Source organism: Crateriforma spongiae (genome assembly GCF_012290005.1).
In the GTDB taxonomy this organism is placed as follows: Bacteria; Planctomycetota; Planctomycetia; order Pirellulales; family Pirellulaceae; genus Crateriforma; species Crateriforma spongiae.
Genome location: NZ_JAAXMS010000002.1, coordinates 14,107 through 40,148, shown reverse-complemented (window position 1 = coordinate 40,148; position 26,042 = coordinate 14,107). Strand labels below are relative to the sequence as shown.

The 26,042-nt window shown below is 58.5% G+C and carries 22 protein-coding genes; 13 read left to right on the top strand and 9 right to left on the bottom strand.

Annotation, left to right across the window (positions count from 1 at the left end; genetic code table 11):
- Positions 1–37: 37 nt before the first annotated feature.
- The 4 genes from HFP54_RS04370 to HFP54_RS04355 all read right to left on the bottom strand — a co-directional run bounded on the left by HFP54_RS04370 (position 38) and on the right by HFP54_RS04355 (position 4,284).
- Entirely contained in the window at positions 38–1,630 is a 1,593-nt protein-coding gene (locus tag HFP54_RS04370; RefSeq protein WP_168564231.1) for a hypothetical protein, read from the bottom strand.
- Between the two features lie 70 nt (positions 1,631–1,700).
- On the bottom strand, positions 1,701–3,047 hold the full coding sequence (locus tag HFP54_RS04365; protein WP_168564230.1) for a serine/threonine-protein kinase: 1,347 nt from the start codon (positions 3,045–3,047) through the stop codon (positions 1,701–1,703).
- The gene (locus HFP54_RS04360) at positions 3,038–3,646 is read right to left on the bottom strand and encodes an RNA polymerase sigma factor (protein WP_206036004.1); all 609 of its coding nucleotides are present in this window, start codon (positions 3,644–3,646) and stop codon (positions 3,038–3,040) included. The genes HFP54_RS04365 and HFP54_RS04360 overlap by 10 nt, the downstream gene beginning before the upstream one ends.
- Positions 3,647–3,801: 155 nt before the next feature.
- A complete protein-coding gene (locus tag HFP54_RS04355) occupies positions 3,802–4,284 on the bottom strand; it encodes a PDZ domain-containing protein (RefSeq protein ID WP_168564229.1) in 483 nt (160 codons plus the stop codon).
- A 298-nt stretch (positions 4,285–4,582) separates the two neighbouring features.
- On the opposite strand from HFP54_RS04355, the gene HFP54_RS04350 reads away from it, so the two are divergent.
- From HFP54_RS04350 to HFP54_RS04330, 5 genes are all read left to right on the top strand, one after another.
- Positions 4,583–5,227, top strand: coding sequence for an RNA polymerase sigma factor (locus HFP54_RS04350; protein WP_146411102.1), 645 nt, complete (start codon positions 4,583–4,585; stop codon positions 5,225–5,227).
- A complete protein-coding gene (locus HFP54_RS04345) occupies positions 5,227–7,524 on the top strand; it encodes a serine/threonine-protein kinase (protein ID WP_168564228.1) in 2,298 nt (765 codons plus the stop codon). Before HFP54_RS04350 ends, HFP54_RS04345 begins: the two co-directional genes overlap by 1 nt.
- A 222-nt stretch (positions 7,525–7,746) precedes the next feature.
- Positions 7,747–8,247, top strand: coding sequence for a hypothetical protein (locus tag HFP54_RS04340; protein ID WP_145302554.1), 501 nt, complete (start codon positions 7,747–7,749; stop codon positions 8,245–8,247).
- A gap of 64 nt (positions 8,248–8,311) precedes the next feature.
- Positions 8,312–8,974, top strand: coding sequence for a hypothetical protein (locus tag HFP54_RS04335; protein ID WP_168564227.1), 663 nt, complete (start codon positions 8,312–8,314; stop codon positions 8,972–8,974).
- A 341-nt stretch (positions 8,975–9,315) separates the two neighbouring features.
- Complete coding sequence (locus tag HFP54_RS04330) at positions 9,316–10,014, top strand: hypothetical protein (protein WP_145302548.1); 699 nt, start codon at positions 9,316–9,318, stop codon at positions 10,012–10,014.
- Between the two features lie 121 nt (positions 10,015–10,135).
- On the opposite strand, the gene HFP54_RS04325 is transcribed toward HFP54_RS04330, so the two are convergent.
- Complete coding sequence (locus tag HFP54_RS04325) at positions 10,136–11,176, bottom strand: hypothetical protein (RefSeq protein WP_146411112.1); 1,041 nt, start codon at positions 11,174–11,176, stop codon at positions 10,136–10,138.
- Between the two features lie 286 nt (positions 11,177–11,462).
- Here HFP54_RS04325 and HFP54_RS04320 point away from each other — a divergent pair, with 286 nt between their 5' ends.
- The 5 genes from HFP54_RS04320 to HFP54_RS04300 all read left to right on the top strand — a co-directional run bounded on the left by HFP54_RS04320 (position 11,463) and on the right by HFP54_RS04300 (position 16,539).
- Positions 11,463–12,806, top strand: a complete 1,344-nt coding sequence (locus tag HFP54_RS04320) for a hypothetical protein (RefSeq protein ID WP_146414185.1) — start codon at positions 11,463–11,465, stop codon at positions 12,804–12,806.
- 87 nt (positions 12,807–12,893) lie between these two features.
- Positions 12,894–13,721: a hypothetical protein gene (locus HFP54_RS04315; protein ID WP_197136022.1), complete on the top strand. Its 828-nt coding sequence runs from the start codon at positions 12,894–12,896 to the stop codon at positions 13,719–13,721.
- 14 nt (positions 13,722–13,735) lie between these two features.
- Positions 13,736–15,145, top strand: coding sequence for a DUF11 domain-containing protein (locus HFP54_RS04310; RefSeq protein ID WP_168564226.1), 1,410 nt, complete (start codon positions 13,736–13,738; stop codon positions 15,143–15,145).
- A gap of 132 nt (positions 15,146–15,277) precedes the next feature.
- Positions 15,278–16,075 carry a 50S ribosomal protein L11 methyltransferase gene (locus HFP54_RS04305; RefSeq protein ID WP_146411118.1) on the top strand — a complete coding sequence of 266 codons (798 nt, stop codon included), beginning with the start codon at positions 15,278–15,280 and terminating at the stop codon, positions 16,073–16,075.
- A gap of 161 nt (positions 16,076–16,236) precedes the next feature.
- Entirely contained in the window at positions 16,237–16,539 is a 303-nt protein-coding gene (locus tag HFP54_RS04300; protein WP_146411121.1) for a hypothetical protein, read from the top strand.
- A 16-nt stretch (positions 16,540–16,555) separates the two neighbouring features.
- Here the strand turns inward: HFP54_RS04300 and HFP54_RS04295 are convergent, their stop codons facing one another.
- The 4 genes from HFP54_RS04295 to ftsY all read right to left on the bottom strand — a co-directional run bounded on the left by HFP54_RS04295 (position 16,556) and on the right by ftsY (position 19,830).
- Positions 16,556–17,695, bottom strand: coding sequence for a hypothetical protein (locus HFP54_RS04295; protein WP_168564225.1), 1,140 nt, complete (start codon positions 17,693–17,695; stop codon positions 16,556–16,558).
- Between the two features lie 90 nt (positions 17,696–17,785).
- The gene (locus HFP54_RS04290; protein ID WP_168564224.1) at positions 17,786–17,986 is read right to left on the bottom strand and encodes a hypothetical protein; all 201 of its coding nucleotides are present in this window, start codon (positions 17,984–17,986) and stop codon (positions 17,786–17,788) included.
- Positions 17,987–18,273: 287 nt separating this feature from the next.
- Positions 18,274–18,855 carry a MiaE family protein gene (locus tag HFP54_RS04285; protein WP_146411130.1) on the bottom strand — a complete coding sequence of 194 codons (582 nt, stop codon included), beginning with the start codon at positions 18,853–18,855 and terminating at the stop codon, positions 18,274–18,276.
- A gap of 81 nt (positions 18,856–18,936) precedes the next feature.
- The gene (gene ftsY, locus HFP54_RS04280) at positions 18,937–19,830 is read right to left on the bottom strand and encodes a signal recognition particle-docking protein FtsY (protein ID WP_390656849.1); all 894 of its coding nucleotides are present in this window, start codon (positions 19,828–19,830) and stop codon (positions 18,937–18,939) included.
- Between the two features lie 637 nt (positions 19,831–20,467).
- On the opposite strand from ftsY, the gene HFP54_RS04275 reads away from it, so the two are divergent.
- From HFP54_RS04275 to HFP54_RS04265, 3 genes are all read left to right on the top strand, one after another.
- On the top strand, positions 20,468–21,766 hold the full coding sequence (locus tag HFP54_RS04275) for a porin (RefSeq protein ID WP_390656847.1): 1,299 nt from the start codon (positions 20,468–20,470) through the stop codon (positions 21,764–21,766).
- Positions 21,767–22,601: 835 nt separating this feature from the next.
- The gene (locus HFP54_RS04270; RefSeq protein WP_390656845.1) at positions 22,602–23,768 is read left to right on the top strand and encodes a porin; all 1,167 of its coding nucleotides are present in this window, start codon (positions 22,602–22,604) and stop codon (positions 23,766–23,768) included.
- A 774-nt stretch (positions 23,769–24,542) separates the two neighbouring features.
- On the top strand, positions 24,543–26,000 hold the full coding sequence (locus tag HFP54_RS04265; RefSeq protein ID WP_146414187.1) for an ammonium transporter: 1,458 nt from the start codon (positions 24,543–24,545) through the stop codon (positions 25,998–26,000).
- Positions 26,001–26,042 lie beyond the last annotated feature (42 nt).

Sequence of the window (26,042 nt, the reverse complement as noted above, 5' to 3'; positions counted from 1 at the left end):
AATGCGATGTGATCCCGGCTTTTTTTGTGTCCGACGACTATGGTTTCTTTCGTCGATCAAGGATGGCTTCAACCGTCCGATCAACAATCGTGTCCTCGTCTCGCTGTCTTAGCATGCGACGAATTTCGACCAGTTGCAACTTCATGCCGGCTGTCTGGACACGCTGTTCTTGTTCTTGCTGACGCAATTGAAACTGTTTGCGAACCGCTTGGCGAAGTTGGTCGACGGTGGCTGGGTCTTGTTTTCCAGAACCGGTCAGTTGACGGGTCAGATCCCCAATTTCTGTGTCGATGTTTTCCAGTTGCTCGCGAATCTCGGCAATCTTGTCTTGCGTCTTGCGAATGGCAATCTTCGCACTGGCCTCGGCGGCATACAGTTCGTCGATGTCGGATTCGACCTTGCCCGGTGGCGAATCGGAGGCGTCGGCCTCGTCGGGAAATTCCACCGGTTCGGCCATGCGTTCCGCGTCGGTCAGCAAGCCGGGGATCGGTTCTTTGGCTTGACGGTTGGTCAGTTTGCCTCGGACACCGTCGATCTGGACCAATCGGGCGCTTTCCATGCCTTGGAAACTGCTGGCAGTCAGGCCGGTGATGTCGTACAGCATCCGGGCCATTTTGCGTCCTTCGTCGGTTGTCCAGGAATACGCATACGCCCAAAGTCCGCGGCGTTGTGGTTGTTTGTCTTGGCGAAAGTAGGAAAGGTTCAACACCGGAACCTGTTTGCTGTCGGTGGTCAGTGTCAGATCTTGTGCAAAGTATCCCGTTGCGATGACCAATTTGACGTCGGAGTCTTTGGCGATTCGAATCCGCCAAAGCACTTCCATATAGGACGAAACGACGATCACGCTGGGGTGATCCAGCGGTTTGACATCGACGAAAACTTCATCGCTGCTGCGGTCATCGGCGGCGCGGTACAAGCCGACGATGTGCATTCGGCAATCGGCCAAGTCTTCTTGAGCCAGGTCGACGTCGGACAAGACTTCCGGCGGTGCGTCCTTCTCGGGTTTCTTCGCCGCGGTGCCAGACGTTTTCTTGCGTCGATCGGCTTCCTTCTTCACCGATGCAAGCTGCAGTTTGGCAAATTCCAATTCAGTTTCCGCCTGACGCAACGCCAATCGCGATTGTGTTTCATCTTGTCGCAACTCCAATAGCATTGAATCGAAAGACTCGTCCAGCTTTTTCTTTGCCTGGTCATGCGATTGCAGGTTGTTTTTGGCGGATTGAATGACATTGCCCATCGGGGATCCGACAGGGTCGTTTTGGGCTATTTCATCTTCAATGTCACGGAGTCGATCGAGCAGAGCCTGTCGACGCTTGTCATGTGAGGCAAATGCTTCACTGCGTTTGGTCTCAAAATTCTGCATCTTCTTATCAACGAGCTCAGCAGCACTCTGGGCCGCTTGAAGCTCGTCTTGCTTCAGTTTCATCAACAGTTCAGCTTTTTTGATCTCGGAATCCAAGTCGCTGGCAAGCGGATCGGGAACCAGTTGCTGCGACAACGACGTCTTCGAATCGGATTTGACGCTGTCAATGTAAATGGGAACGGAGTCCGTTTCCTGTGCGTACCCCTGTGCAGCCAAGAGCATGCAGAACGAGAGGTATACGGCGATTCGTATTGGAATTCGGTTCATCAAAACAGCCTTTCAAACAGATGGCCGAGGGAATGGAGTGTATTGCGAAGTCAGCGTGGATCATTCACGGTCAAAATTCTTCAAGCATTTGATCGATCTCCGATTCAACTTGCAGTAACAGCCGGTCACTTTCGACGAATGAATCACTGGCGGATCCAGTTTGGCGATCGAGTTGTGTTCCGGTGCGGTCAAAGAAAAACCAAATCGTGATCACAATCAGTGCCGCAGCGATCGCTGACACAAGCCAGCGGAATGGCCGCCAGCGCTGGCCAGCGTTTGGCAATGGCGCCAGTAGTGCCGGGGGCAAAGGTGCGGTGTCATTTTGAACGTGAGCCAGGCATGCTTTGAAAAGTTCCGCGGCTTGTTCTGCCGATGAAATCCGTCTGTCTGGATCCTTGGCGTGCAGTCGTTCGACCAAGTTTTCGAACCAAGCGGGAAGCGACGGATCGATTTGGCGCAGCGGTTTGGCACCGTCATCAACGATGCGGCGGATGATCGCGTAGGGGGAATCGGCGCGGAACGGTGGCCGACCGCTGGCCATCGCGTACACCACGCTGCCCAGTGAAAAAAGGTCCGAGCGTGGATCGATCGTGTCACCACGGGCTTGTTCGGGCGACATGAACTGTGGGGTGCCTGCGATCACACCGCTGCGTGTCAGCGTGGCGTCGTCGACCGTTCTTGCCAGGCCGAAATCCGTGATGACGACGCGTTGAACGTCGTGCGGTAACAGGATGTTCGATGGCTTGATGTCGCGGTGGATCAAACCTTGTTGGTGGGCGGCGGCAAGACCGCGAGCGATCTGCATTCCGATTCGCAGGATTTCTTCGATGGGAAGTGGACCCAGCCGATCGATGCGACGTTGCAGTGATTCACCCTTCACATACGGCATCGTTAGGTAGGGCAGCGTGCCAGACGTTTCAACACCGTGGATTGCGATCACGTTGTCGTGGACCACCGCGGCGGCCGCCTGGGCTTCGCGTGTGAATCGAGTTCTAGCCGCGGCGCTGGATGCCAAGTGTGGGGCCAAGACTTTGACCGCGACGAATCGATTCAGCGATCGATCCAAGGCTTTCAGTACGATGCCCATTCCACCGGTGCCGATCACACCGCTGATTTCCAGCGTTCCCAATCGGCCCAACATGTCGGGATCGTCGGTTGGTTGCAAAAAGCTAAGGTCGGGCGCCGGGTCGACTTGGAAATCCAAATCCGACAGCAGCGACCGCGCATCGGTCCAATAAGAATCATCCGCGGCGGTTTGATCCAATTGACGTCGACATTGGTCACACGTTTCCAAGTGGGCTTCGAAACGGAGAACGTCTTGTTGGCCAAGCTGATCGCTTAGAAAGGCTTCGATCATTTCCCGGTTGCATTCGTTCACCGAGGGATCGGGTGGTGGGACGGAAGGATTCACTGCCATGGTTCGACCTTTTCACGGATGCGTCGCATGACGCGGCTGCGGGATGCGTACACGCTTCCCTTGGTGCGTCCCAAAGCGTCGGCCACGTCGTCGATGTTTTCTCCCAGCACGGCGGTTCGCCAGAACGATTGCCAGGTCGCGTCGCTGAATTCGCCTCGCACGGCGCGGGCGGCAGCCTGGAAGTGTTCGCGATGTAGTTCGGTTTGCAGCATGCGCGAATCACCGGGGTCCGGATCGGGGTGTTGATCCAGCCACCGTTGCAACGCACTGTCACCGCTGCCGCGATCCGGCCGACCGCGTGTCAACGCGTTCAAAGTGGCGTTGTCGGCGATCCGACGCAGCCAGGTTCGGAATTTGGCTTGATTCGAAGTGTGATCGAACCGATCGATGGCACCACAAACCGACATCAGGACTTGTTGGGCCAAGTCATCGGCGTCGGCCCGTTGGATGCCTTTGGCGGTGGCGACCCGCACGATCACCGGCCGATAGATCTGCACGAATTCCTGCCAAGCGGCCGCGTCGTCGCGGTCACGCAGGCGGATCAGCAGGCTGGCGCGGGTTTCGGGCAGATTCATCGTGGGCGTGGTCGTCGTGGACATCGGTGGGGACCAACAACTTACACACGCCGTCGAATCGCATTTGACACAAAAAAAGCCAAGATCGCGGGATCCGCGGTCTTGGCTGGGTGAAACACAGTCGTCAAGGCAGGTGATGTTCGTGCTGAAGCGGTTCGGGGTTTCAACGGCGTTGGGCTTCAACGGTTCAGCGCCACCGGGCCGCCTTGGTAACGCGGGTAAGCGGTCAAGTTCATCGGCTGTCCCGTGCGAACATTGATCACGACCAAGTTCAACTGGCCCCCGCTTTGATTCACGGCTTGGATCAGAGCGTTTCGGCACGTCAGCGGTCGACCGTTTCCGGTGACCAGCTGATCGCCGGGTTCCAAGCCGATGTGGGCGGCCGGCGACCCCGGGACGACTCCCGTCACACGCTGGACGTAGTGAACAGGACCAGGGCCGGGTGACGGGACGACTCGGACGCCGACTTGAGCGGCGGCAACCGGGCCGACGGGACCGCCGGGAAGCGTGACCGCGACGGTTTCGGTGTACACGCCCAGGAAATAGCTGGCGGCCGGTCCGGTGCCCGGATTGGGCTGAACCAAGACGCGTTGGTCGGCACTGGCGGTGGTGAAGGTGATCAGGGCGGCAAGGACGGCGGTGCAGGTGGTCAGCGTTTTCATCGGTCGGTTCCCAAATGGTTTCGAAGTGAAGTGGTCCAGTCGGCGTGTTTGATTGCCGGAACACTTACACCCAGCGGACGTGACCGGAAAAAAGGGACACCGGATCGCCAAAAAAATCTCTCGAATCTGTCTCCGCCCCGTTTCCAGGCATCAACGGTTCGGCTTGGTGGTACGATTGTGCCGAGCGCAAACGTGTGAAATGCGAGCAACCGTGCGAGCCGCGTGCGACTGTGAGGGGCAAAAATCGTTTCCGAAATCCGAAAGAATCGGATGACTGACGCAAAGGGACCACGACGAAATGCCCGATGATTCTGCCCGTGGTGAACAAACGATCGCCGTCGAACGCTGTCTTGAATTGCTCCGCGATGGTGACACCGCCGTTCGAGGCGAACTGTTGAATTTGACGCAGGAACGTCTGATGCGTCTGACCACCAAAATGAAACGCGATTTTCGTGGCGTCGGACGGTGGGAACAGACCGAGGATGTCTTTCAAAATGCGTCGATGCGTCTTTACCAAGCCATGTCGTCGACGAAGATCGAAGACGCACGCCATTTCTTTCGATTGGCCGCATTGCAGATCCGCCGCGAATTGATCGACCTGTGCCGTCATTACCGGGGCCCCCAAGGTCAGGGCGCCCATCATGTGACCCAGGCCGGCAACCAGGACGACGGTGACGGTCGCGCGATGGCGTTCGATCCCGGTGACGCCGCCGCCAATCCCGCGGAATTGCAAGCCTGGAGCGATTTTCACGAATGCGTCGATCGACTGCCGGGCAAGGAACGCGAGGTGTTCGAATTGTTGTGGTACCACGAGCTGAAACAGGACGAGGCGGCCGAGCTGCTGGGAACATCGACGCGAACCATCAAGCGGCTGTGGCGTTCGGCAAGGCTGATGTTGCATGAAAAGCTGAGCGATTCGACACGCCAAAGCATCGCGTTGTGATGAACGTGCCCTCCGAAAACGACGACGAATCACGACAGCAGGTGATCGATGAGCTGTTGGACGTGTGGGAGGAAGCTCAGGAGAACGGCACCGATTTGAGTGTCGAGGAACTGTGTCGATCACATCCGGATTTGATCGCCGAGGTTCGTGACAAGATCGCGCGGTTGGCGGAGATCGATGGACGCATCGGTCAAGGCATGCCGATGTCGGATTGGTCTGATGCGACGTTGCCGGTGCGGACGACGATCGAGGAACTGGAGTTCTTACAACGCGGCGGCTTGGGCGCGGTTTATGTCGGCGAAGACATGACGGCACACCGGCGTGTGGCTGTGAAGTTTTTGCACAAGCACTTGGTTGCCGATGAGGTTTGTCGTGAACGGTTTCTGTTAGAAGCCGAGGTGACCGCGCGGCTGGAACACCCCGGTGTGATTCCGTTGTACGGCGTGGGGCGGACGACCGATGGTGACCCTTTCTATGCGATGCGTTTTATCGACGGCCAATCGATGGACGACTTGATCGCTTCGTTGCACAGCCGTGACGATGAATCGAAAACCAACCCGCTGGAAACCGACCGGCGCTATCGATTGTTGTTGAATCATTTTGTTTCGGTCTGCAAGACGGTTGCCTATGCCCACAACCGTGGCATCGTCCACCGCGATATCAAACCCGCCAATGTGATGTTGGGCAAATACGGGGAAACGATCGTCGTCGACTGGGGCTTGGCGATTCCCGTCGTCCGCGATGAACCGTTTCGTCAAAGTGGGGAAAACACACTGATGCCCGTGCAATCGGGTGACAGCAGCACGTCCGGGCTCGGTGCGGGAACGCCGGCGTATATGAGCCCCGAACAGGCGTCGAAGCTGGCCCCGACCCCGGCCAGCGACATCTATAGCCTGGGAGCCACGCTATACAAAATTCTGTGTGGGACGACGCCGGTGGATGGCGAATCGGTGGTCGAGATCAAAGAAAAAGTGATCGACGGACGGATTCGACCGGTCAAAGACGTTCGCGGTGCCGTGCCGGCGGCCCTGGCCGCGATCGCCCACAAAGCGATGTCTCTGCAGCCCGCCGATCGTTATCCCACCGCGCTGAAGATGGCCGAGGACGTGGAGGCGTTTTTAGCCGACGACCCCGTATCGGCTCATCGCGAAACTTGGTTCGGACGATTGTTTCGTTTGGCCCGGCGGCATCGGGTGGCGACCCAGATTGCATTGATCGCATTGGTGCTGTTTGGGGTGTTTTCGGCCTTCGCGTTCTTGACCTTGGGGGCTTATGCGACACGGGAGACTTTCGCGCGTAAAGCTGCCGAAGCCGCGGAACGTTTGGCGGATGAAGCAAGGAACAATGCCGAACAATCACGGAACAATGCCGAACAATCACGGCGGGCATCTCTCGGGGCGAGTGCACAGTTCTTGGCGCAATCGATCGGCAATCAAATCGATTTGCGTTGGCGGATTTTGGAATCCGAGGCGTCATCGGGCGTCTTGCGAGACTTGGTCGTCGAACTGAATCGCAAAATCAAAACCGCTTCGCCTGATCCCGAACGTGGGGCTGGTGCCGTGGTGCTACAGGAACTTGCACCGGAGCAGCCGGAGCTTCAGAACTGGTTGCAGGATCGATTCATCGAACATCAGAACGCGGTGAAGACAGAGTCCTGGTACGTGCAAAGTGTTCAGGGGATTCAGATCGCTCGGGTCAAACGAGAGCCCAGTATTGGTCGCAGCTATCGACATCGTGATTACTTTCACGGGCTGGGGTACGACCTGACACCGGAGGAGGCTCGGGACGTCGGTCCGCTGGCCGGACGCATCGTTCACATGTGTGCCGCCTACAAAAGCACCAATTCGCACACCTTGAAGGTGGCCTTTGCCGTCCCCATCTATGACGGGCCTGCCGAGCAGACCGATCGTCGGCGAATCGGCGTCATCGGGATGGCGGTTGAACTGGGCGATTTTGCCATGCGAGACAACACGTGGTTGGTCGACACACGGGTGGATCAGTACCAGAAACGTCGCGGGTTGCTGTTACAGCATCCCGAATTGGGACTGCAAAACGAAGACGATCCGCCACGATATATGGAAGACGCATGGGTCCAGCAAGCTTTGCGTGGACGCCGGATCAGAATGCGGGACCTGAATCGCGGGAATTCGCATGATCAGGAAGTGATGGTGACCGAGGTGGCTGATCCCATCGACGGTCGGCCTCGGGTGGTCGCGACCGAACCGGTGATCATTCACGGCCGACCCGATGACGTGGCCGACACCGGCTGGATTGTGGTGGTCAGCGACCAGGGGTGATTTCGCGCCCGCTGAGCACGAATACCGTTTCAAGGATCAGAAAACGGCCGAAATACGGGCGAATCTGGCCTGCTGGGCGTTCTTTGGCAGGGGGGGGGGAGCACACGTGTTTCTTGAAGAAGTTTCACGATTTTTCCGCCGGTCTTGTCCCCTTGGCGGACCGGGTCTCGCCAGGAGGAGTGTTCACCACCACCAAACACTCTGTCACCCGGAGACTATCCCATGCGTGCTTCCAATGTTTTCGCCACTGTTTGTCGTTTGACCCTTTCGATTGCCGCCGTCGCGGTGATCGCCACCGCCGCATCAGCACAAAGTGCCGGAACGATCGTTGATGTCGGTCCGGGATTCGCCGGGGCGGATGCGTCCGCCAGCGGCCAGTGGACCCATACCGACACGGAATCTCGCGTCGGACCCGGCGGCAGCATGGGACGCGGCTTGGCGATCGGTGCGGGCCCCAACGGTTTGTCATTGTCCCATTCGATTGGGGTTAACAGTGGCGGAGTCGGTCTTGGGCACAACTTCAACCTGTCGATCGGTCGCGGAGGAACGCACGTCAGCCACGGCGGCGTGCAATCGACCGGCGGAAATTCTCGCGTCATCGTCGGCGGCCAAACGAATCATGGATTCGGCAACATGGGCGGCGGCAGCACGGCGACCGGTTTCGGGAACCGAACCCGCGCATTCAGCCATTCCAAGACTCGCAATTTCTTCCGTCGCTGGTAATCCGGCCAGCCGACCCCGATCCGAATACATCTGACCCAAAAACACTCAATTAAGGAAACCAATCATGATTCGCCTGACTCTGCTTTCCGTCGCTGCCCTTTCGTTGGTGTCGATGTGCTGTGGCCAAACGCCGTTGTTCGATTCCCAAGGCAACGTGAACGTCGATGGCATCCGTCGGCAAGTGATGTCGCAAGTTCCCGCCGCTGCGATGGCCGAGGACGATGACCCAACTGATCATCGTCCTCACGACGCGGCCGCCGAATCGTGGGGGCTGCAACTGACGACCGTTCCCAATTTATTCCGCGGTTGTCACGAGTCATTGACCTCTGGCGGCGGATTGCTGGTGGTCGATGTGGTTGCCGGGTCACCCGCCTATCAGGCCGGAATTCAGCCGCACATGGTTCTGTTGACGTTGGACGGACACGTGCTGCGTGACGTTTGCGAAATGCCGCCGGTCACCCCCGGCATGCGATTGACCGTTTTGACCGAGGACGGCGTACGATCGACAACGATCCGCCATCGTCCTTTGATCGAAGACACCCAGTCGTCAGTCCACAGCGTGTCGGTCAGTAATATGAACGGACACATCCGCATCGACGCGACTGTATCGACCGATGAGGGGCCGAAACAAATCCGGCTTAGCGGTACCGCTGGTGAAGTCGATCGCAAGATCGAAGCTTTGCCCGCCGACGTGGCGCGGCAGCTTAGAAACAGCGTCAGCTACTGATTCGATATCAACGAACGCACACCTCAATCGACCAATCACCGTCCGCCATCACGGTCGGACGTTCATCGGCCGGTGTCGTGTCTTGCCCAAATAAGGGAAGGACACGGCATCGGCCTTTTTTCGTTGGGTCAGCGTCTTGCTCGGGGCTTCGCGTGCCGGATGTGATGGTCAAACGCCATGCAGATCAGCATGGCACAAAAAATCAAAAAGGTTTGTCCCCTTGGGAGTTTCGCGCCCGCTGTGTGAAACGTGGGCCGGCGACAAACGATAGTCGCGGCCGCAACTTCACCATTTCAGATTTGTCCGCAGTGTCGGACAGAACCATCAGGAGTCACCGACCGATGAAACGCTTCTTCAAAACCTTCGCGATCCTTGCCGCCGCCACCACCGTCTCGATCGTCGCCGACGACGCATCGGCTCAAGTTACATCCAGTGCTTACTCCACCGGCGGTGTCGCCCGGTCGTCGGCATCGGGCAGCGGAAACGTTCGACTGAACGCATCTGCCGCGGCATCCAACGGCGGGTACGCCAACGCACGGATGACCGGATCGGGATACAACGGCGGACGTGCGACGGGCAACGCGATCGCCGCCAGCAACGGTGGTGTGGCGATTGCCAACGGTCGCAGCGTCGCCAACGGCTGGAACGCACGGTCCAACAGCAACGCGATTGCCGCGTCGAACTACGGCACCGCGATCGCCAACGATTCGGCTCGGGCGTACGGTAATGCTAGTGCCAACAGCATGAGCGGTGCGTTCACAACCGGCGGCGTTTCGATCGCCAATGGTAGTGCGGTCGCTCGCGGACGCTGGGGCGGACGTGCGGTGGCCAACAACACCGCCATCAGTGCCGTCGACTACGGCGTTGGGGTGGCCAACGGATCGGCACGATCCAATGCGATGTTCGGCGGCCGTGCGATCAGCAACAGCGGTGCCTACAGCGTGGGCGTCGGCGGCTTCCGATCCTCCGGCGCATCGGCGAACGCGGGAGCCATCTTCGGCGGCCAAAGCATCAGCAACGCGTACCACTTTGGTCCCTGATCCGGGACGAACAACGAATCAAAAACTTGAATCAGTTCCCGACGGCGGGGCATCGCACCATCGCGATGCTTCGCCGTTTTTTTGCGGAATTATCGCGTGACGGCGTTATCTCAATCGACGTTCACAGCCCGTAACGTTTTAAGTAACGCTGCGTTTCGTTGACGTAGTGATTGTTTTGGTCTTGGCTTTCAAAACTGAAACGGTCCGGCGACGGCGCCGTGATCGGCTTGAGGGCGTACAGTTCGATCAGGCTGATCAAATGACCCGGTGCGACGACGTTGGCGTCCGGTGCCGTGGTGGGTGCGGCTTCACCCTCTTTCGTTTCCGCCGGTGGCGGATCGCTGAAGAAATAGATGCGTCGAGGCAGACCGCGCCCGAAGTCCGTTTCTGTGTCGCCTTGGGTGGCAATCAGCATCCGCATCGATGTCGGGCACAAGGATGGCCATTGGTCGCGGCCGCTGGATTTCAAAATCGTTTCTCGGACGTCACTTTTCAGTTCACCGCTAAGCACCAGGAACGTTTGTTCGTCGTCGCCATCGTCCTGGCTGGATTTCAGTTTGAATTTGCCGGATTGCAGCGTCAGGTCGTAGTCGCGTTGAATCGATTCGACCAATTCGACCAAGCCGCCGACGACCAAATGGGGTGCCGGATCGACTTGGATACCGGCGTCGCGGATGCGTTGTTGCAGGATGCGTACGTCGACCCGCTTTAGAACCACACTGCCGGCGATCTCGGTTCGGGTCCACGCCAGGCGGCCGTCGCTGATTTGTTGCAACGTGTGTTTGCCCGCCCCGTCGTGCATGGTGACTTGCAGGTTGTAGTGACCGGTGCCCTGCCCCGCTTGTTCGTACAGACCGACGCCAATGACTTCGCGTCCGGAGGTCCAGACGCGTTTGCGGATTTGCGCGTTAAAGGCCGGGCCGTACATCAAGCGTTTCAGCACTTGGTCGATGACCTTGGTCGCACCGGGATCGGAGCGGTTTGGGATGCCCGCCGACGCATTTTCGGTGCCGGCGTGTGCGACCGGATGCGACAGCGACGTGGCCGATGCGCTTTCGGCGGCACGCGAAGAAGCCGGCGTCACCCAAACGAAACCAAGGGCGGCGAAAACGAGCCAAGACAGGGATGCGATGCGTGCCGGTGAAACAGATCCGTGTTTCATGGACGGGTCATCGGCGTCATGACTTCTGTGCGGATGGATCTTCATGGGGCGGTTGTGCCGGTTTTATCAAAGAAACCGCGGGCTTGATGCCGATGCTGTCCCAAGCAGCCGGTCTGTGATGCGTCGGTGGAGGTTAGTGATTCCTTCGCCCTCAAGTCCAGCCGGATCAGATTCACACCATTGTCACCACCGACGTGGCTCGCGATTCATGGATGGACGTGTGCGTCAACGCGAGCGGCTTCGGCTGCGACCCAAGGAACTGAAACCGATTTATCGGGGGGAAATGATGAAACGATCCGTCACCCATTTGTCGCTGCTGGCGGCCGCGGCGGTGCTCGCCACCGGATGCGTGCCGGTTCGCCACAACCTGCCGCCCGAGCAGCGGTTGATGCAGCCCGGTCCGGGCGTCGGCGGCCCAGGCCCCGGCGTGTTGGCACCACCGATGTATGGTGCCACCGCACCGGCACCGGGACCCGCATTGGCAGCCAGTGAAAACGATGCTGCCGCGAACTTGGCCAAGATTGAAGACAGCGGCAACGGCACGATTGCCCAAGCCAGCTACAACGTCGGATCCGAATGCGGTCCGGCCGGCTGCGGTCCCGCACCGGGCCCCGGCCTGTGCGGCATCGGCGGCACCAACATCCCACAAGGCGGCGGCGTCATGATGGGCGGCGGCCCGGCGATGCCGATGCCCGTGCCCGCGACCGTTCAAGTTACTTTCGGACGTCCCGACGGGATGCAAGTCCGATATGACGCCAGCGGTGCCGGCATGTTCGACAGCGAACCGCTGATCGTTCCGGCACGCCAGAACTTTCCGCAAGGCGGACTGTATCGTCTGAAGCTGACGAACATCCCCGGACGTGAAGGCGTTGAACTGTATCCGACCGTTGAATTGGCGTACGGTAATCCCCGAACCGGTGCCTACCTGGCGCACAATTCGATCCCGCTGCAGTTCACCGATGAAGACTTTGACCAAGTCTTGACCGGCAACTTTGTGACCAAAGTCATCTACCTGCCGGATCCGGAGTTCCAAGGACCCGCCCTGGCCGGCATCGACACGCTGGTCAGCACCCGATTGGATCCTGGCATCGACCCGATCGTCGAAGCGGACAACCGCGGTTCGATCCTTGCCATCATCCGCTTGGGTGACAAAGACATCGAAATGGCTGGCGGATCGGCCGGCGGATTTGGCGGACCCGGCTTGGGTGCCCCGATTGCCGGATTGCCCGCTCCGTTTGCACCGGCCATGACCGATGGCTGTGGATGTTCGGCCGACGGCACCTGTGCCCCGACCGCACCTTCGCTGCCCGGGATGGTCGCCGGCTACAACGCTCCGCAATACGGCATGCCGATGACCGGGACCCCGATCGGATTGCCCGGACCGCCCCACATTCCGTTGGGTGCACCGGCCGGCTTGAAGAAGCACACCATCAAGAACCACACGCCGATGCACATTCCGCGACCGGTGGAACACCTGAAGATGAACGTGCGTCAGCAACCCGGTATGAGTTATCCGAACCCGGTCAGCCGCGTGCGGATCACCGAACAGAACATCCACCCCGGTATGCCTGCCGGTCGACCGCTGCACTACAAAGCCAGCCAAGAAGTAGATCCGAACTGTAACCAGTAATTCTGGTCAGACAGTTCAACGTGACAACCGAATCAACGCGGTGTGGCGATCGACCGCTACGCCGCGTTTTTTTATCGAAACCAATTGATGCTTGATCGGCCCGGCCGAATGATTCGCTCCGGCCACGAGACACAAGGGACTGGGATGCACCACGACATCAGTCTGCATCGCGACTCGGATCGTCGCCGCGGCGGCATCCGCTGTTGGGCGGCAGGGATCGTTTGCTTGTTCAGCTTGGTGGCGATTGGCTTGAACGCAAACGCCACCGATCCGTCGCAATACTTGTCGTCGGCCGGCCAGCATCGTGTGTTCAGCGCCGACGCCCAACCTGGCATGATCGGTTACGGCCGCAGTTTGGGCCACGGACCGATCGCCGGCTACTTTCAACCGGTCGCGTTTACCGGACCCGACGGAGTCCAGTTCGCACTAAGCCAAGGCGGCACCTTTGTTTCGCCCGAAGACCATCTGATGGCGGGATTGCAAATCGGCCGGGTCTATCGGATGCGAATGACGGGATTGCCCGATGCCGAGGGCGCCGAACTGTACCCCAGCGTCGAAGTGATCGATCGGACCTATCCGCCGCCGGGATTAGAAACGACCTATCCGATCCAGATCGTCTTGGACCGAGCCGATATCGACGAGGCCATGGCCGGCCGGATGGTGACCAAAGTGATCTATCTGGAAGACCCGCAAACCGCGTTCGCCGAACAAGAAAAGCCGGACACCGGACGCGTCATTGATGTCGGTCTGCCGCATGACCCTTTGGAAGTCGCCGACCGATTCGGACGCCCGGTCGCCATCGTTCGCATCGGCACGCTGGCACCGCCGTCGTCGCCCGTCCTGGTGCCTCAGTTCTTTTTCGGTGATCCGACCTGGGCGCCGATCTATCAGCCCGAAGTCGAACCCGTTCCATGATGAAGCTTCCGACGATGAACGATTCTGCCAACGAACGGTTTAGCGTCCCCGGCCGATTGACGTCCCACGCCATCACGATGCGGCGATGGATGCGTTGGATTGCCTGTGGCGCTGTTGCTTGTGCGACCACCGGCTGTGCCCTGCCCCAAAACATGCGGGTGTTTTCGCCGGCAACTGAAACGGAAGCTCAATCATCGGGTCAGCCCGGTACACCCGTTGCAAATGCGCCGGAAACGAACACGCCGGCAACGAACACGATGGCGACGGCTACCACCGGAATGGCTGCTTCGGCGCCCACGAATCAACGTCAAACGGCGGCCGACGTGCGACAGGTCGGATACACGGCTTCGCTGACCGATTTGCCAATGGATGAATGCCAGTCGACACTGGGGCAGCCCTGCGGACAATGCAACGCTTGTGCGACAGGCCAAGCCTGCACCGAGTGTGGAAACAACGCATGCACCGTTTGCCAGCCGCACGGATATACCGCGCCGCCGGCGATGTACAACGCCTATGGAATCGATCCTCAAGAATTCTTATGCGATGGCGGTGACGCCAACGCCAAAGCGTTCCTTCGTCAAGACGACACGATTGCGGCCTTGGACCCCGAAGACACGGTCGTGCACTTCACGAACCGTCACGGACAAATTGAATTCGCCGAAAGCAATCGTGTTTGTTTGTACGCACCACGTTTCGCCTCGGTGCGGCGGGTGACCGGTGCATCGGCAGGTGGACGGGTTACCGGCGCGGTAGGCGTCGCCCAACCCGTGGGGCCGGAACGGATGAACTTGGATCAACCCGGTTTGGTCGTTACCGATACCACGGAAATCGGCATGGCCGACACGGCTCGGCGGATCGACGCAATGCGTGACCGCAACCGTGGTGTTCCTGTCGATGCGGTGTTGCAACCGATCTTGACCGCCGACGTGTTTGCCGTCTTGGCCAACATTCGTGTGTTGGATCTGACCGAACTGCGTGACGCAGATTTGGCTTTGCTGGAACAAGCCGCGACAGCCGCGATCGCTTGGTCCATCGAAGAATCGGTGGAAGTCGCTGTCCAGGACTTGAAGCCCCCGGTGCTGAACCGTTCGCAAACGCCGCGTGGCTTCACCGAGTACGACTTTGGCGATGGCCGTTTGGTGATCGGCAAGTTTGCCGACAAGCATCACGCCCAACCCGGCGACATCGTTGAATTCGCACTTCGTGTCGACAACGTCGGTGACGGTCCGGTCAGCCATGTGACGGTGACCGACAATTTGACGACTCGCTTGGCCTACATCGACGGCAGCCAATCGGCCAGTTGTGAAGCGGACTTCGAAGTCGTGCAAAACGATGTCGAATCGGCACAACTGATTTGGACCATTCGCGACGAACTTGCCGTCGGCGAATCCGCAATCCTGCGATTCAAGTGTCGCGTTCGCTAGGAATCCCGCCGGCATACGCTCGCCTTCCGGGTCCGATAAACTATCGGGAACGTTTCAGCGGTCGCATCATCCCTGCGTCGGATGGCTGCGACCCGTGTGACCGATAGATCGTGACCCGTCCGATTGCACCGTATGCCACGCCTCGCTTGTTCGTTTTTTCGGTTTGCCGTCGCGACCAATTGGATCGCACCCGTCTTCATCGCGTTCGTTCTGATTGCGACGGGATGTCGGCCGAATCGAAAGGATTTGGATACCGATCACGTCGTCCGCCAAGTTTGGGAAATCGACGACGTCGCGTTCGGCGATATCGTCCAATTTGAAAACGTGTTTTGGGAACCCGATGACACGATTTCGCTGCGGCGAATGATCATCGACGACAACTTGGTCAACGGTCGCGACGTGCTGGAAATCGGCACCGGCACCGGGTTGTTGGCGATCGTCTGTTTGCAAAATGGCGCTGATTCTGTGCTGGCGACCGACGTCAATCCGGCGGCCATCGCCAATGCGAGATACAACGCGGCCATGCTGGAGACGGAAAAAAATTTGCAACTGCGATTGGTGCCCAAATCGTCGCAAGGGGCTTTTGACGTCCTTCGTGATGACGAAGCATTCGATGTGATTTTGTCGAACCCGCCTTGGGAAGACGGAACCATTCATGAAGATCTGGATCATGCGTTTTATGATCCGGGGTTCGCACTGATGGATTCTCTGTTGCAAGGTTTGCCCAAGCGATTGCGCCCTGGCGGACGTTGCCTTGTCGTCTATGGAAACGTGTCAGCCATAAAACGGTTGCGCGAACAGTCGACGGATCGCGGGATCGACTTCAAGATTTTGGATGAACGAAGTCTGGACGATCTGGAGGAGAACTTCCTGCCGGGCATGTTGATCGAACTGACGCCCCAACCTCTCGACGCTAAAACGAATCGCTAAGGTGGTGTCAAGACACAAAAATGCTACTTCCAGAAACACACGAACTGACTTGCGATCGCCGTTGTGCTGCTACTAATATGAAATCATAGGATTCACCGAGATTTCATTTCCGGCGTGCCCCAGACGCCAACTTTTCATTCCCACGGTTGGACCTGCCATCGATGATTCATTACACGTGCGATCGATGCAAACGAGAAATTGATTCCATTGACGACGTTCGGTTTGTGGTCCAGCTGGAGATCAAACCTGTTCGTGAAGAGTCGTTCGCACCGCTGTGCGACGAAGTCGACCATCTTTCGGAATTGAACGAGATCTTGGAAACGGCACCTCCGTGTGATTGCGGTGATGACAACGCCACCGGCCATCGCGAGAGCTTTGATCTGTGCGGCGATTGTTACGAGCAATTCCGTCGAAACCCGCTGGGACGTGAATTGAGCTTTGCGCTCGGTTTCAGCAACAACTGAATCGACGACACCGGTATCAGTTCCCTCGGTCGGATGCCCCGTCGGTTCGATTGGACACCAGACGCTCAGCTTGTGACGAAGGGGTGTCGACGGGCTGCGTTTCAATGGCCGACAGTTCGTCGCGTTTGTCGCAGTAGGCGATTGCCAACACACGCAAATCGACGGGCAATCGACGCACGGCGGGATTGGTGTAGGGGTCGACGTCGGCTTGCAATAGTCCCTCCAGCCACTGGTCGCGATCGTGATGACGTGCACCATCGGACGCGTTGGCTAGATGATCCATGGTGGATGCCAGGCTTTGCAGCATCGCGGGGAAGCCGCCGCTTTGATTACGCATCTGTTGCCATTGCGTGGTGGCATTGCGAAGTTCAGCTTCGGCATGGAACAAATCGTATGCCCATTCCTTTGCAACTTGATTGTCGGGCCGATATGCGGCGACGGTAAAGTGCTGCGCCGCAACGGTTCTTTCGACCGTTTCGAATCGACCAAACGGACGCGTTTGACGTTTGGCTTCGATGAAGACGTCGAATAGTCCGGCCTGCCAATCGTTCGGTACCTGGTACGTCACGGTGAAGCACTTTTCACCTTCCAAGATCTGTTGGCGGTCATGACGCAACTGGTAGTAAACGCCGCGCCCGTGTCGAATGGTTCCCGCCGCGGTGATCGCACGCAGTTGAGGAAGTTCCCGAAACGATCGTGATTCGATCGTCTTGTTGATGTTGTCCACGCCCGCATCAGCGCTGGCCGGGCCATAGCTGACCACGCTGGCAAGACCGAATGATTCGCTGTCTTCCTCGGTCACTTTGACGTCGATCGATCCATCCAGATGACTGGCACCGGATGTTTGCGGTGAATAGTCTCGGACGACCAACCGGTCGTTTCGTGGGATCAACCGCAGCGTCCATTGGTCCATCGGGCGATCATGAATCGACGGGACGATCGACGATACTTTCAGCTGAATCTGTACGACCGATGCATCGTTTGGGTCGACGGTGTGCGCGGCGACGACCGGGTGCAGGTCAAACTGGACGGGGCGGGTGTCCGATGCGTCGACGACGTCGATCGGAAGCCAGCCTGGTGAAAGCAAGGTGACCAATGCGATCGCGGACAATGATCCAAACGATGGCGGCAAAGTGGACGGGGAAACCGATGGCATGATGCGGTACTCCATTTTTCGCACGGACCGGGTGGTCTGAAAAATAGGAAACCGGATCCTCCGGTTGGTCATGGATGTCGACGATGCGATTCACTGATCAAACACCACCGCGGCACGGGACGCGGCGATGATTTGCCTTGGATACGCAGCGAATGCTTGGTCAACTTCCATCGACGAAAACGCTTCGGTGTCCCTGAAGCGTTGGTTGATGTTGTTCGACAAAAAGACGATACCGATTCGCGTCGGATCGTCCGGCACATCAACGGTACGGCGTCGCGCCGCCAAAGTCATTGGCGTGTCGGTTCAACGGATCCTTTTCACGGATTCATCAAAGCTGAGGTTGGATCGTGAAACGTAGTCCGGGCATGCGTCCGGCGATCCGTGCTGGCGGGTCGATGGATCTCAAGCGATATCATGTGAAACACCACACATCGCTTGCGTGGACATTCCGCACTACCCAACAAAGGGTGTCCGGCTATGGGATGGACATTTGGTCGGACGTCCATCGGACATCGGTGATGGATCCGTTGTGCTGGCGATGTGTCAGTCCGCTGGATTCAGCAATGGGGTCGCGCGCGTCAGCTGTGCATTCGTGGCAGGTCGCAGCCGCCGGCGATGATCTCGGCTTCTTGGGCCGATAATTCGTCCAACCGCTGGCGGACATCGTCGCGAGGTTGGAAATGCTCGGCGATTTGCACGTAGGTGGTGTGATGCCGGGCTTCGCTTTCAAACAGGCCGGCGTAAAAGTCGGCCAATTCGCTGTCACGCTGCCGAACATGGTCAGCCAGCAAGCGGAACCGTTCGCAACTACGCGCCTCGATTAGCGAAGCGACCAGCAAACGATCGACCGCACGCAGCGGTTCACTGGGACGGACCAATTGGTTCAGCTTGCGGCCGTAAGGGCCCGACGCCAGTCGGCGAAACGGGATGCCTCGAGCATCCAGGACGTCCAACACCATATGAAAGTGTTCGAGTTCTTCTTCGACGATGCGAGTCATCTCCACGCACAGCGGCCGATTGTCCGTGTACGCGTTCATCAAGTTCATCGCCGTCGAGGCGGCTTTGCGTTCACAGTGGGCATGATCGATCAAAATCTCGTCTAGCGATTGGTCGACTTGGGCCAACCAACGCTTTGCCGATTCGGATTGCAGGTGAAGCATGATGAAAGAGTCGCCGATGGATAAGCGTCAAAGAAATCAAGATCGTGTTTTCAGGCGTCCCTTCGCCCGCCATTGAACGGATCAGCTGAACAAGCCTTCGGCGAACGCCGCCGGGTCGAACTTCACCAAATCGTCGATGCCTTCCCCAAGTCCGACGAACTTTACCGGCAATCCGAACTGTTCGCGGATCGGCAGGACCACGCCGCCTTTGGCGGAACCATCCAACTTTGCCAGGACGATGCCAGTGCATCCGGCCGCTTCGCTGAAGCCTTTGGCTTGGCTGATCGCGTTTTGACCGGCGGTCGCATCAAGCACCAACAAGACCTCGTGCGGTGCGGTTTCCAGTTTCTTTCCGATCACGGTACGAATCTTCTGCAGTTCCTGCATCAGATTGCTTTGGGTCTGCAGGCGACCGGCCGTATCGATGATGGCGATGTCGGCGTTGGTTTCGACGGCCTGCTGGACGGTTTGATAGGCGACACTGGCCGGATCGGCTTGGGGTTTGCCGGTAACGATGTCGCATCCGATTCGCTGGGACCAGATCACCAATTGCTCGACCGCTGCGGCGCGGAATGTATCGCCGGCTCCCAAGACGACCTTCTTGCCCGATTGGTGAAAGTGATTGGCAAGTTTACCGATGGAAGTGGTTTTTCCGCTTCCGTTGACGCCGACGACCAGGATCACGGTGGGCGGTTGGTCGGCGGTTTGAATGTCGGTGTGTTCTTGTTCCAGCATCTGCCGAGTCTGGTCGGCAATGGTCTGCAGGATTTCGTCCAGTTGAACGACACGTCCGCGGTACTGTTTGGCGATTTCATCGCGGATCTTGGCCGCCGGGCCTCCGCCCATGTCGGTGCGGACCAGTCGGGCGAAAAGCTGTTCCAGCAAGGCGTCGTCGACCAGGCTGCCTTCGCTTTTGAACAGGTCGCGGATGTCCGTGTTCAGGACGCGACGTGTTTTTTGCAGCCCGCCCCGCATTCGAGACAGCAATCCTCCCGATCCACCGTCGTCGGTGGACGAGGTCGGCTGGGAAGATTCCTTGTCGGATTTCTTTTCGGAACGCCAAAAGGCCATGGTCGATCACTCGGGCATCAAATTGGGGATCAAACGGCATACTAGGGCAAACAGTTTGCCCGAACGACGAAATCACCGAAAGGCGGAGCGACAGGAAGGGGGAGTGGTGTGGTCGATCGATCCCCGAAACAGACTGGGGCTGCTCGGAAAAACCGATGAAATCGGATCAATCGGCAAGGTCAACGGAGCTCGTACTGAACGAACCGCCCGGTGCCAAATCATCGCTCAGTTTTCGAACAAATCCCTGAAGCGTCCGGTCGGAGGTCGATACGGATTCCTGACGTTAGGGTGCGGAAAGAATTGCATCGATGTCGGACGAACGAGGTCACGGACCACATCCGACAGCCTTTGTGATTCAGGCCGCTGGCCGAAGAGACAACTGTCTCGCGGACCGACGCGACGGCTTTCCCGTAAAGCTGGGCGTGAAGGGTCCAACGGGGATCGATCGAGCGATCAGAACCCGGTGCCACGGAAGGTGCCCTGCGACCACTACGTTTCACGAATGGGGAGTTCGGAACTAATGAAACTTTCTAAACTTGCAATGCTGGCGGCGTTGGCCTGTGGCCTGACTGCCGGGCAAGCTATGGCCGGCAACGGCACGATTGCTCAAGTCGGTTGCTTCAGCGACAGCTGCGACAGCTGTGATCCTTGCGGCGAAATCACCTGTGGTTGCGAACCGGTCGGATGCGACCTGGGTTGCGACAGCGGATGTGACAGCGGCTGCGATTCGCTGGGCTGCAACCTGGGCGGACTGGGACTTTGTGGCGACTGCTGCCACGACGATCCGTTCACGCTGTTCGGCGAGTACGGCGGAATTTCGGTCGGCGGATGGTTGCAAATGGGCTACCACACGGCTGCCCTGCCGCTGTTCAACAGCCGTCCCGATGAAGTTCAGCTGCACCAAGCTTGGTTGTACGCCGAAAAGGCGATCGACACCTCGTGTGGTTTCGATATCGGTGGTCGCATCGATTACATCTACGGTACCGATTCGCAAGACACCCAAGCGTTTGGTATCGCCAACGATCACTGGGATAACGGCTGGGACAACGGTGCCGATTACGGGCACGCCCTGCCCCAGTTGTACGTTGAAGCTGGCTACGGCGATTTGTCGGTCAAGGCCGGTCACTTCTACACCATCATCGGATGGGAAGTCGTTACCGCCCCTGACAACTTCTTCTACAGCCACGCGTACACGATGTACAACAGCGAGCCGTTCACCCACACCGGTGCACTGGCGACGTACAACGCGACCGATGACCTGACCTTCTACGGCGGATACGTCTTGGGCTGGGACAGCGGTTTCGAAGACAACGGCGATGCCTTCTTGGGCGGGATTTCGGCCGGTCTGACCGACAACCTGACGGTCACCTACGCGACCGTTGGCGGACGTTTCGGTGATGGCAACATCAACCGCGTCGATCCCGGACCGCCAGCAACGGTCGGTCGTGGCGAAAACGGATACATGCACTCGATCGTCGCCGACTACGCGGTCAGCGACAATCTGCAGTACATCTTCCAGTCGGACCTGTTGGACACCGAAGACATCGACGGCGCGACCGTTCGTGACACCTTCGGCATCAACCAGTACCTGATCTACTCGATCAACGACTGCTGGGCTCTGGGAACTCGTTTCGAGTGGTACCAAGCGGACGCCGGCGTGTTCAACACCGACAACGACGTCTACGCTTGGACCAGCGGCATCAACTACAAGCCGAATGCCAACGTGATCATTCGTCCCGAAGTCCGCTGGGACTGGGTTGATGGCGATCCGACCGGAATTCTGGAGAACGATGACGACGACCAGTTCACCTTCGGTATGGACACGATCTTCCTGTTCTAGGCCCCAGTGGCATAGATACAGAGGCTAGGTGTACGGAATGTGGGCTTTGGCCCGGGCGAACCACCCTTCACAGGTGTCTTCGGCCCGGGCGTCCGGCCGCGAGGAGTTCGGTGGCAAGCAACGCCACCGGTGAAACTCCCCATCCGCCCCGGCGTCTTGTCGCTGTCAACTGAACTGCCTGGAGGAAGCTTCAACGTCTTCTCCACACGACGAATTCCTGCTGATCCGACCATCAGGCAACTCGGGCCGGAACGACAGAAAGCTCTGACCGATATCTTCGACCGCGTGTCATCCATCTCCGGTGACACGCGGTTTTTTTATGCGCCGATGGATCGGGGCGATCGGCATCCGCGATCGGGCCGAGGGAAACTTCGCTTAACCGGCACAGCTTGCCAAATTCCGGCCGTGAAGGACAAATCGTTCGCACCAGTTCCAACACTGCGATGAACTTTGACGAATTTCCCGGTCGATACGCTCCTTAGGAAATTCGCCGGCGTCGATTCGGTGGCTGAGGAATCACGTTGATTCTTTCAGGTGGAGACCACACGAAAGACGCCGGTCTGGCCCGCCGTGAAACAGGACACGACGTCCTGGAATGCGGCCGGCAGTTGTTGCGATGAATTCCGCGGCCAGGAATCGGTTTCCTGATGCGGATTGTTTTGCGTGCTGCCAAACACATGGATGGGGAGTCCAACGGATGAAATTGAGCAAACTCGCTCTCTTGGCCGCGATTTGTTGTGGAACAACCGCATCGGCCGCCGGAGTGCAATCTGGTTACTACCAAGACAATGGTGTTCAACAAGTCGGACACTGTGAAACCGGCTGTGACGTCGACATGTCGGCTTGCGACATGGGCGGCTGTGATGGACTGCCTTCATACGGCTGTGACAGCGGATGCGATAGCGGCTGTGGCCTGGGCGGTGGATGCCTCGGTGGCGAATGCGATCTTGGCGATCCCTTCACCCTGTTCGGTGAATACGAAGGGTTCAGCATCGGTGGTTGGGTCCAAATGGGCTACCACACCGCCGCTTTGCCGCTGTTCAACAGTCGGCCGGACGAATATCAGCTGCACCAAGCTTGGTTGTACGCTGAAAAGGCGATCGATACCTCCGACGGTTTCGACATCGGTGGTCGCATCGATTACGTCTACGGTACCGACTCGCAAGACACCCAAGCGTTCGGCATCTCCAACAATCACTGGGACAACGACTGGGACAACGGGACCGATTACGGTCACGCCATGCCCCAGCTGTACGTCGAAGCTGGCTACGGCGATTTGTCGGTCAAGGCCGGTCACTTCTACACCATCATCGGATGGGAAGTCGTTACCGCCCCTGACAACTTCTTCTACAGCCACGCGTACACGATGTACAACAGCGAGCCGTTCACCCACACCGGTGCACTGGCGACCTACAACGTCGGCGATCACGTCAGCGTGATGGGCGGATACGTCTTGGGCTGGGACAGTGGTTTCGAAGACAATGGTGATGCCTTCTTGGGCGGCGTTTCGGTCGGGCTGACCGATAGCCTGACGGTCACCTACGCCACCGTTGGCGGACGTTTCGGCGATGGCAACATCAACCGCGTTGTCGATGGTGTCGTCGGTCGTGGCGAAAACGGATACATGCACTCGATCGTCGCCGACTACGCGGTCAGCGACAATCTGCAGTACATCTTCCAGTCGGACTTGTTGGACACCGAAGACATCGACGGCGCGACCGTTCGTGACACCTTCGGCATCAACCAGTACCTGATCTACACCCTCAGCGACTGCTGGGCCGTGGGAACTCGTTTCGAGTGGTACCAAGCCGACGCCGGCGTGTTCAACACCGACAACGACATCTATGCCTTGACCAGCGGTGTGAATTACAAGCCGCACGCCAACGTTCTGGTTCGTCCGGAAATTCGTTGGGACTGGGTCGATGGCGATCCGACCGACATCCTGGAAAACAGCGATGACGATCAATTCACCTTCGGCATCGACACGATCTTCTTGTTCTAAGCTGCCGACACTCGGGTGACTTGCCCGAGAATTGTTCGCCCGGTTGGAACCGGCAACGATCGAATGAATCAGGCCACCGTCCAGATCTCCGGATCTGGACGGTGGCTTTTTTTGTGGGGTTCAGGGGCCCCGAGCCATATCGTCTCGCCCGACGGGCGGTTGGGGGGCAGCCTGGACGCGCCCATCAAGTCCGTCGTCACCGCTTGTCAGGACCAGCCGGTGATGCGGCCGACCGCCAACTTCTTAAGCAGCTCTGTGTTTGTGGTGTCCGTTTTTCCCTTCGGAGCGATTAGTGCAAAGTCCGCGATTTGCGGGTCCAAATAGATGTCACAGGCCGCCGGTGCCGGTGTGCATGCTTTTTAGGCGTCGGGGCGGGCGGTGCTGCCTGTTGCTTGGGCAGTGAGGGGAGGCTCCTGAGGGCTGTTCGGACGGTCTTTAGAAAAAATTCAAAAACCTAAGTGCTTTGCCTTCAGTGACTTGTGATTCGTTTTTTGATTTGGCACACCCCAGTGGCTCGCAACGTGCCAAGCAGAACCGTCGAGCGTTGATCAGAAGATACTTCCGTCGTCGGCTTTCGAGCGATTCGATGGATGGCCCGGGCAGGGGCCGACGGTGTGGATCGACGGAGATTCGCTCATCCGTTTTGTTTTCGAAGCGAGCGTAAGGCTTCACTCGTGCCGCTCGCTTCAACCAATTCACATCATGTGTTGAAGGCGAGATTTGATGAGAAACATGTTTGGAGCCAATTGGCTCGTGATCGCTCTCCTCGTGGGGATGTTGGGGGTCGGTGCGCCGCTTGCGACAGTTGCTTCGGCTCAGGAGGATGCCGCTTCGGTCATGGAGGCCGACGCAGCTGACGCAGGCGGCGACGCCGATTCAGCGCCGGCGGGTTGGAACGCCGGTGATGAGGTGTCGGCCCTCAGCTACGACGATGCGAACGATTACACGATCAATACGTTGATCATGTTCGTGTGTGCCGTGTTGGTGTTGTTCATGCAGGCCGGCTTCGCCATGGTCGAAGTCGGGATGAACAGTGCCAAGAACACGGTCAACATTTTGGCCAAGAACGTTATGGACCTCTCGGTCGGCGTTCTTCTTTACCTGTTCATTGGGTACTCCTTGATGTACCCGGGCAGCTGGATCGCGGACGGTTATCTGGGATCGCCGTCGGCGTTCATCAGCCGTGACGCCCAGGTCGAAGAAGTCGACGGTGCCGAAGTTTGGGCCGCCGCACCGACCTACAGCGATGGTGCCTACGCTAGTAACTCGGCTGACTTCCTGTTCCAGGTTGCTTTCGCCGCGACGGCCGCAACGATCGTTTCGGGTTCGGTTGCCGGGCGGATGAAGTTCGGTGCCTACTTGGTTTACAGTGCGATTCTGACGGGCTTGATCTATCCGATCAGTGGTGCCTGGAAGTGGGGCGGTGGTTTCCTGGATGCCATGGGCTTCCAAGACTTTGCCGGAAGCGTCGTGGTGCACGCGGTCGGCGGCTTCGCCGGCCTGGCAGGTGCAATTTTCTTGGGGCCGCGTTTGGGCCGCTACAGTGCCGACGGAAAGAGTATTCCGATCCCCGGACACAACATCGCGTTCGCCGCTTTGGGCGTCTTCATCCTGTGGATCGGATGGTACGGATTCAACCCCGGCAGCCAGTTGACCTACAGCGGTGCAATGAACGCCGAAGCGACCACTTACATCGCTCTGACCACCACGATCGCGGCTTCGGCCGGTGCAGTGTTGGCGATGATCTTGGGCTGGGGATTGTTCGGCAAGCCCGACCTGACGATGGCGTTGAACGGCGTTTTGGGTGGTTTGGTGGCGATCACGGCCAACTGTGACCGCGTCGGCCAGTTCGAAGCTCTGGTGATCGGCGGCATCGGTGGTGCCCTGGTCGTCTTGGGTATCGTCCTGCTGGACAAGCTGAAGATCGACGATCCCGTCGGTGCATGGCCGGTTCACGGTCTGTGCGGTGTCTGGGGCGGAATCGCCACCGGCATCTTCGGCGACATCCCGGCCGACGACATGACCCGCGGCGGATTCATCACGGTTCAAGTCATCGCGACCGTCGTGATCTGTGTTTGGGCCTTCGTCACCATGTCGGTTGTCTTCGGTGTTTTGAAAGCCATCGGGATGCTGCGAGTCAGCCCTGAGGAAGAACAAGCTGGCTTGGATATCTCCGAGCACGGCATGCACGCTTATCCGTCCGATGCGGTCGCCGGCGGGGCGATCGCCTAGGGCTAGGCGAATAATGGGAGCTACCCACCGCGTCCCGTCGCC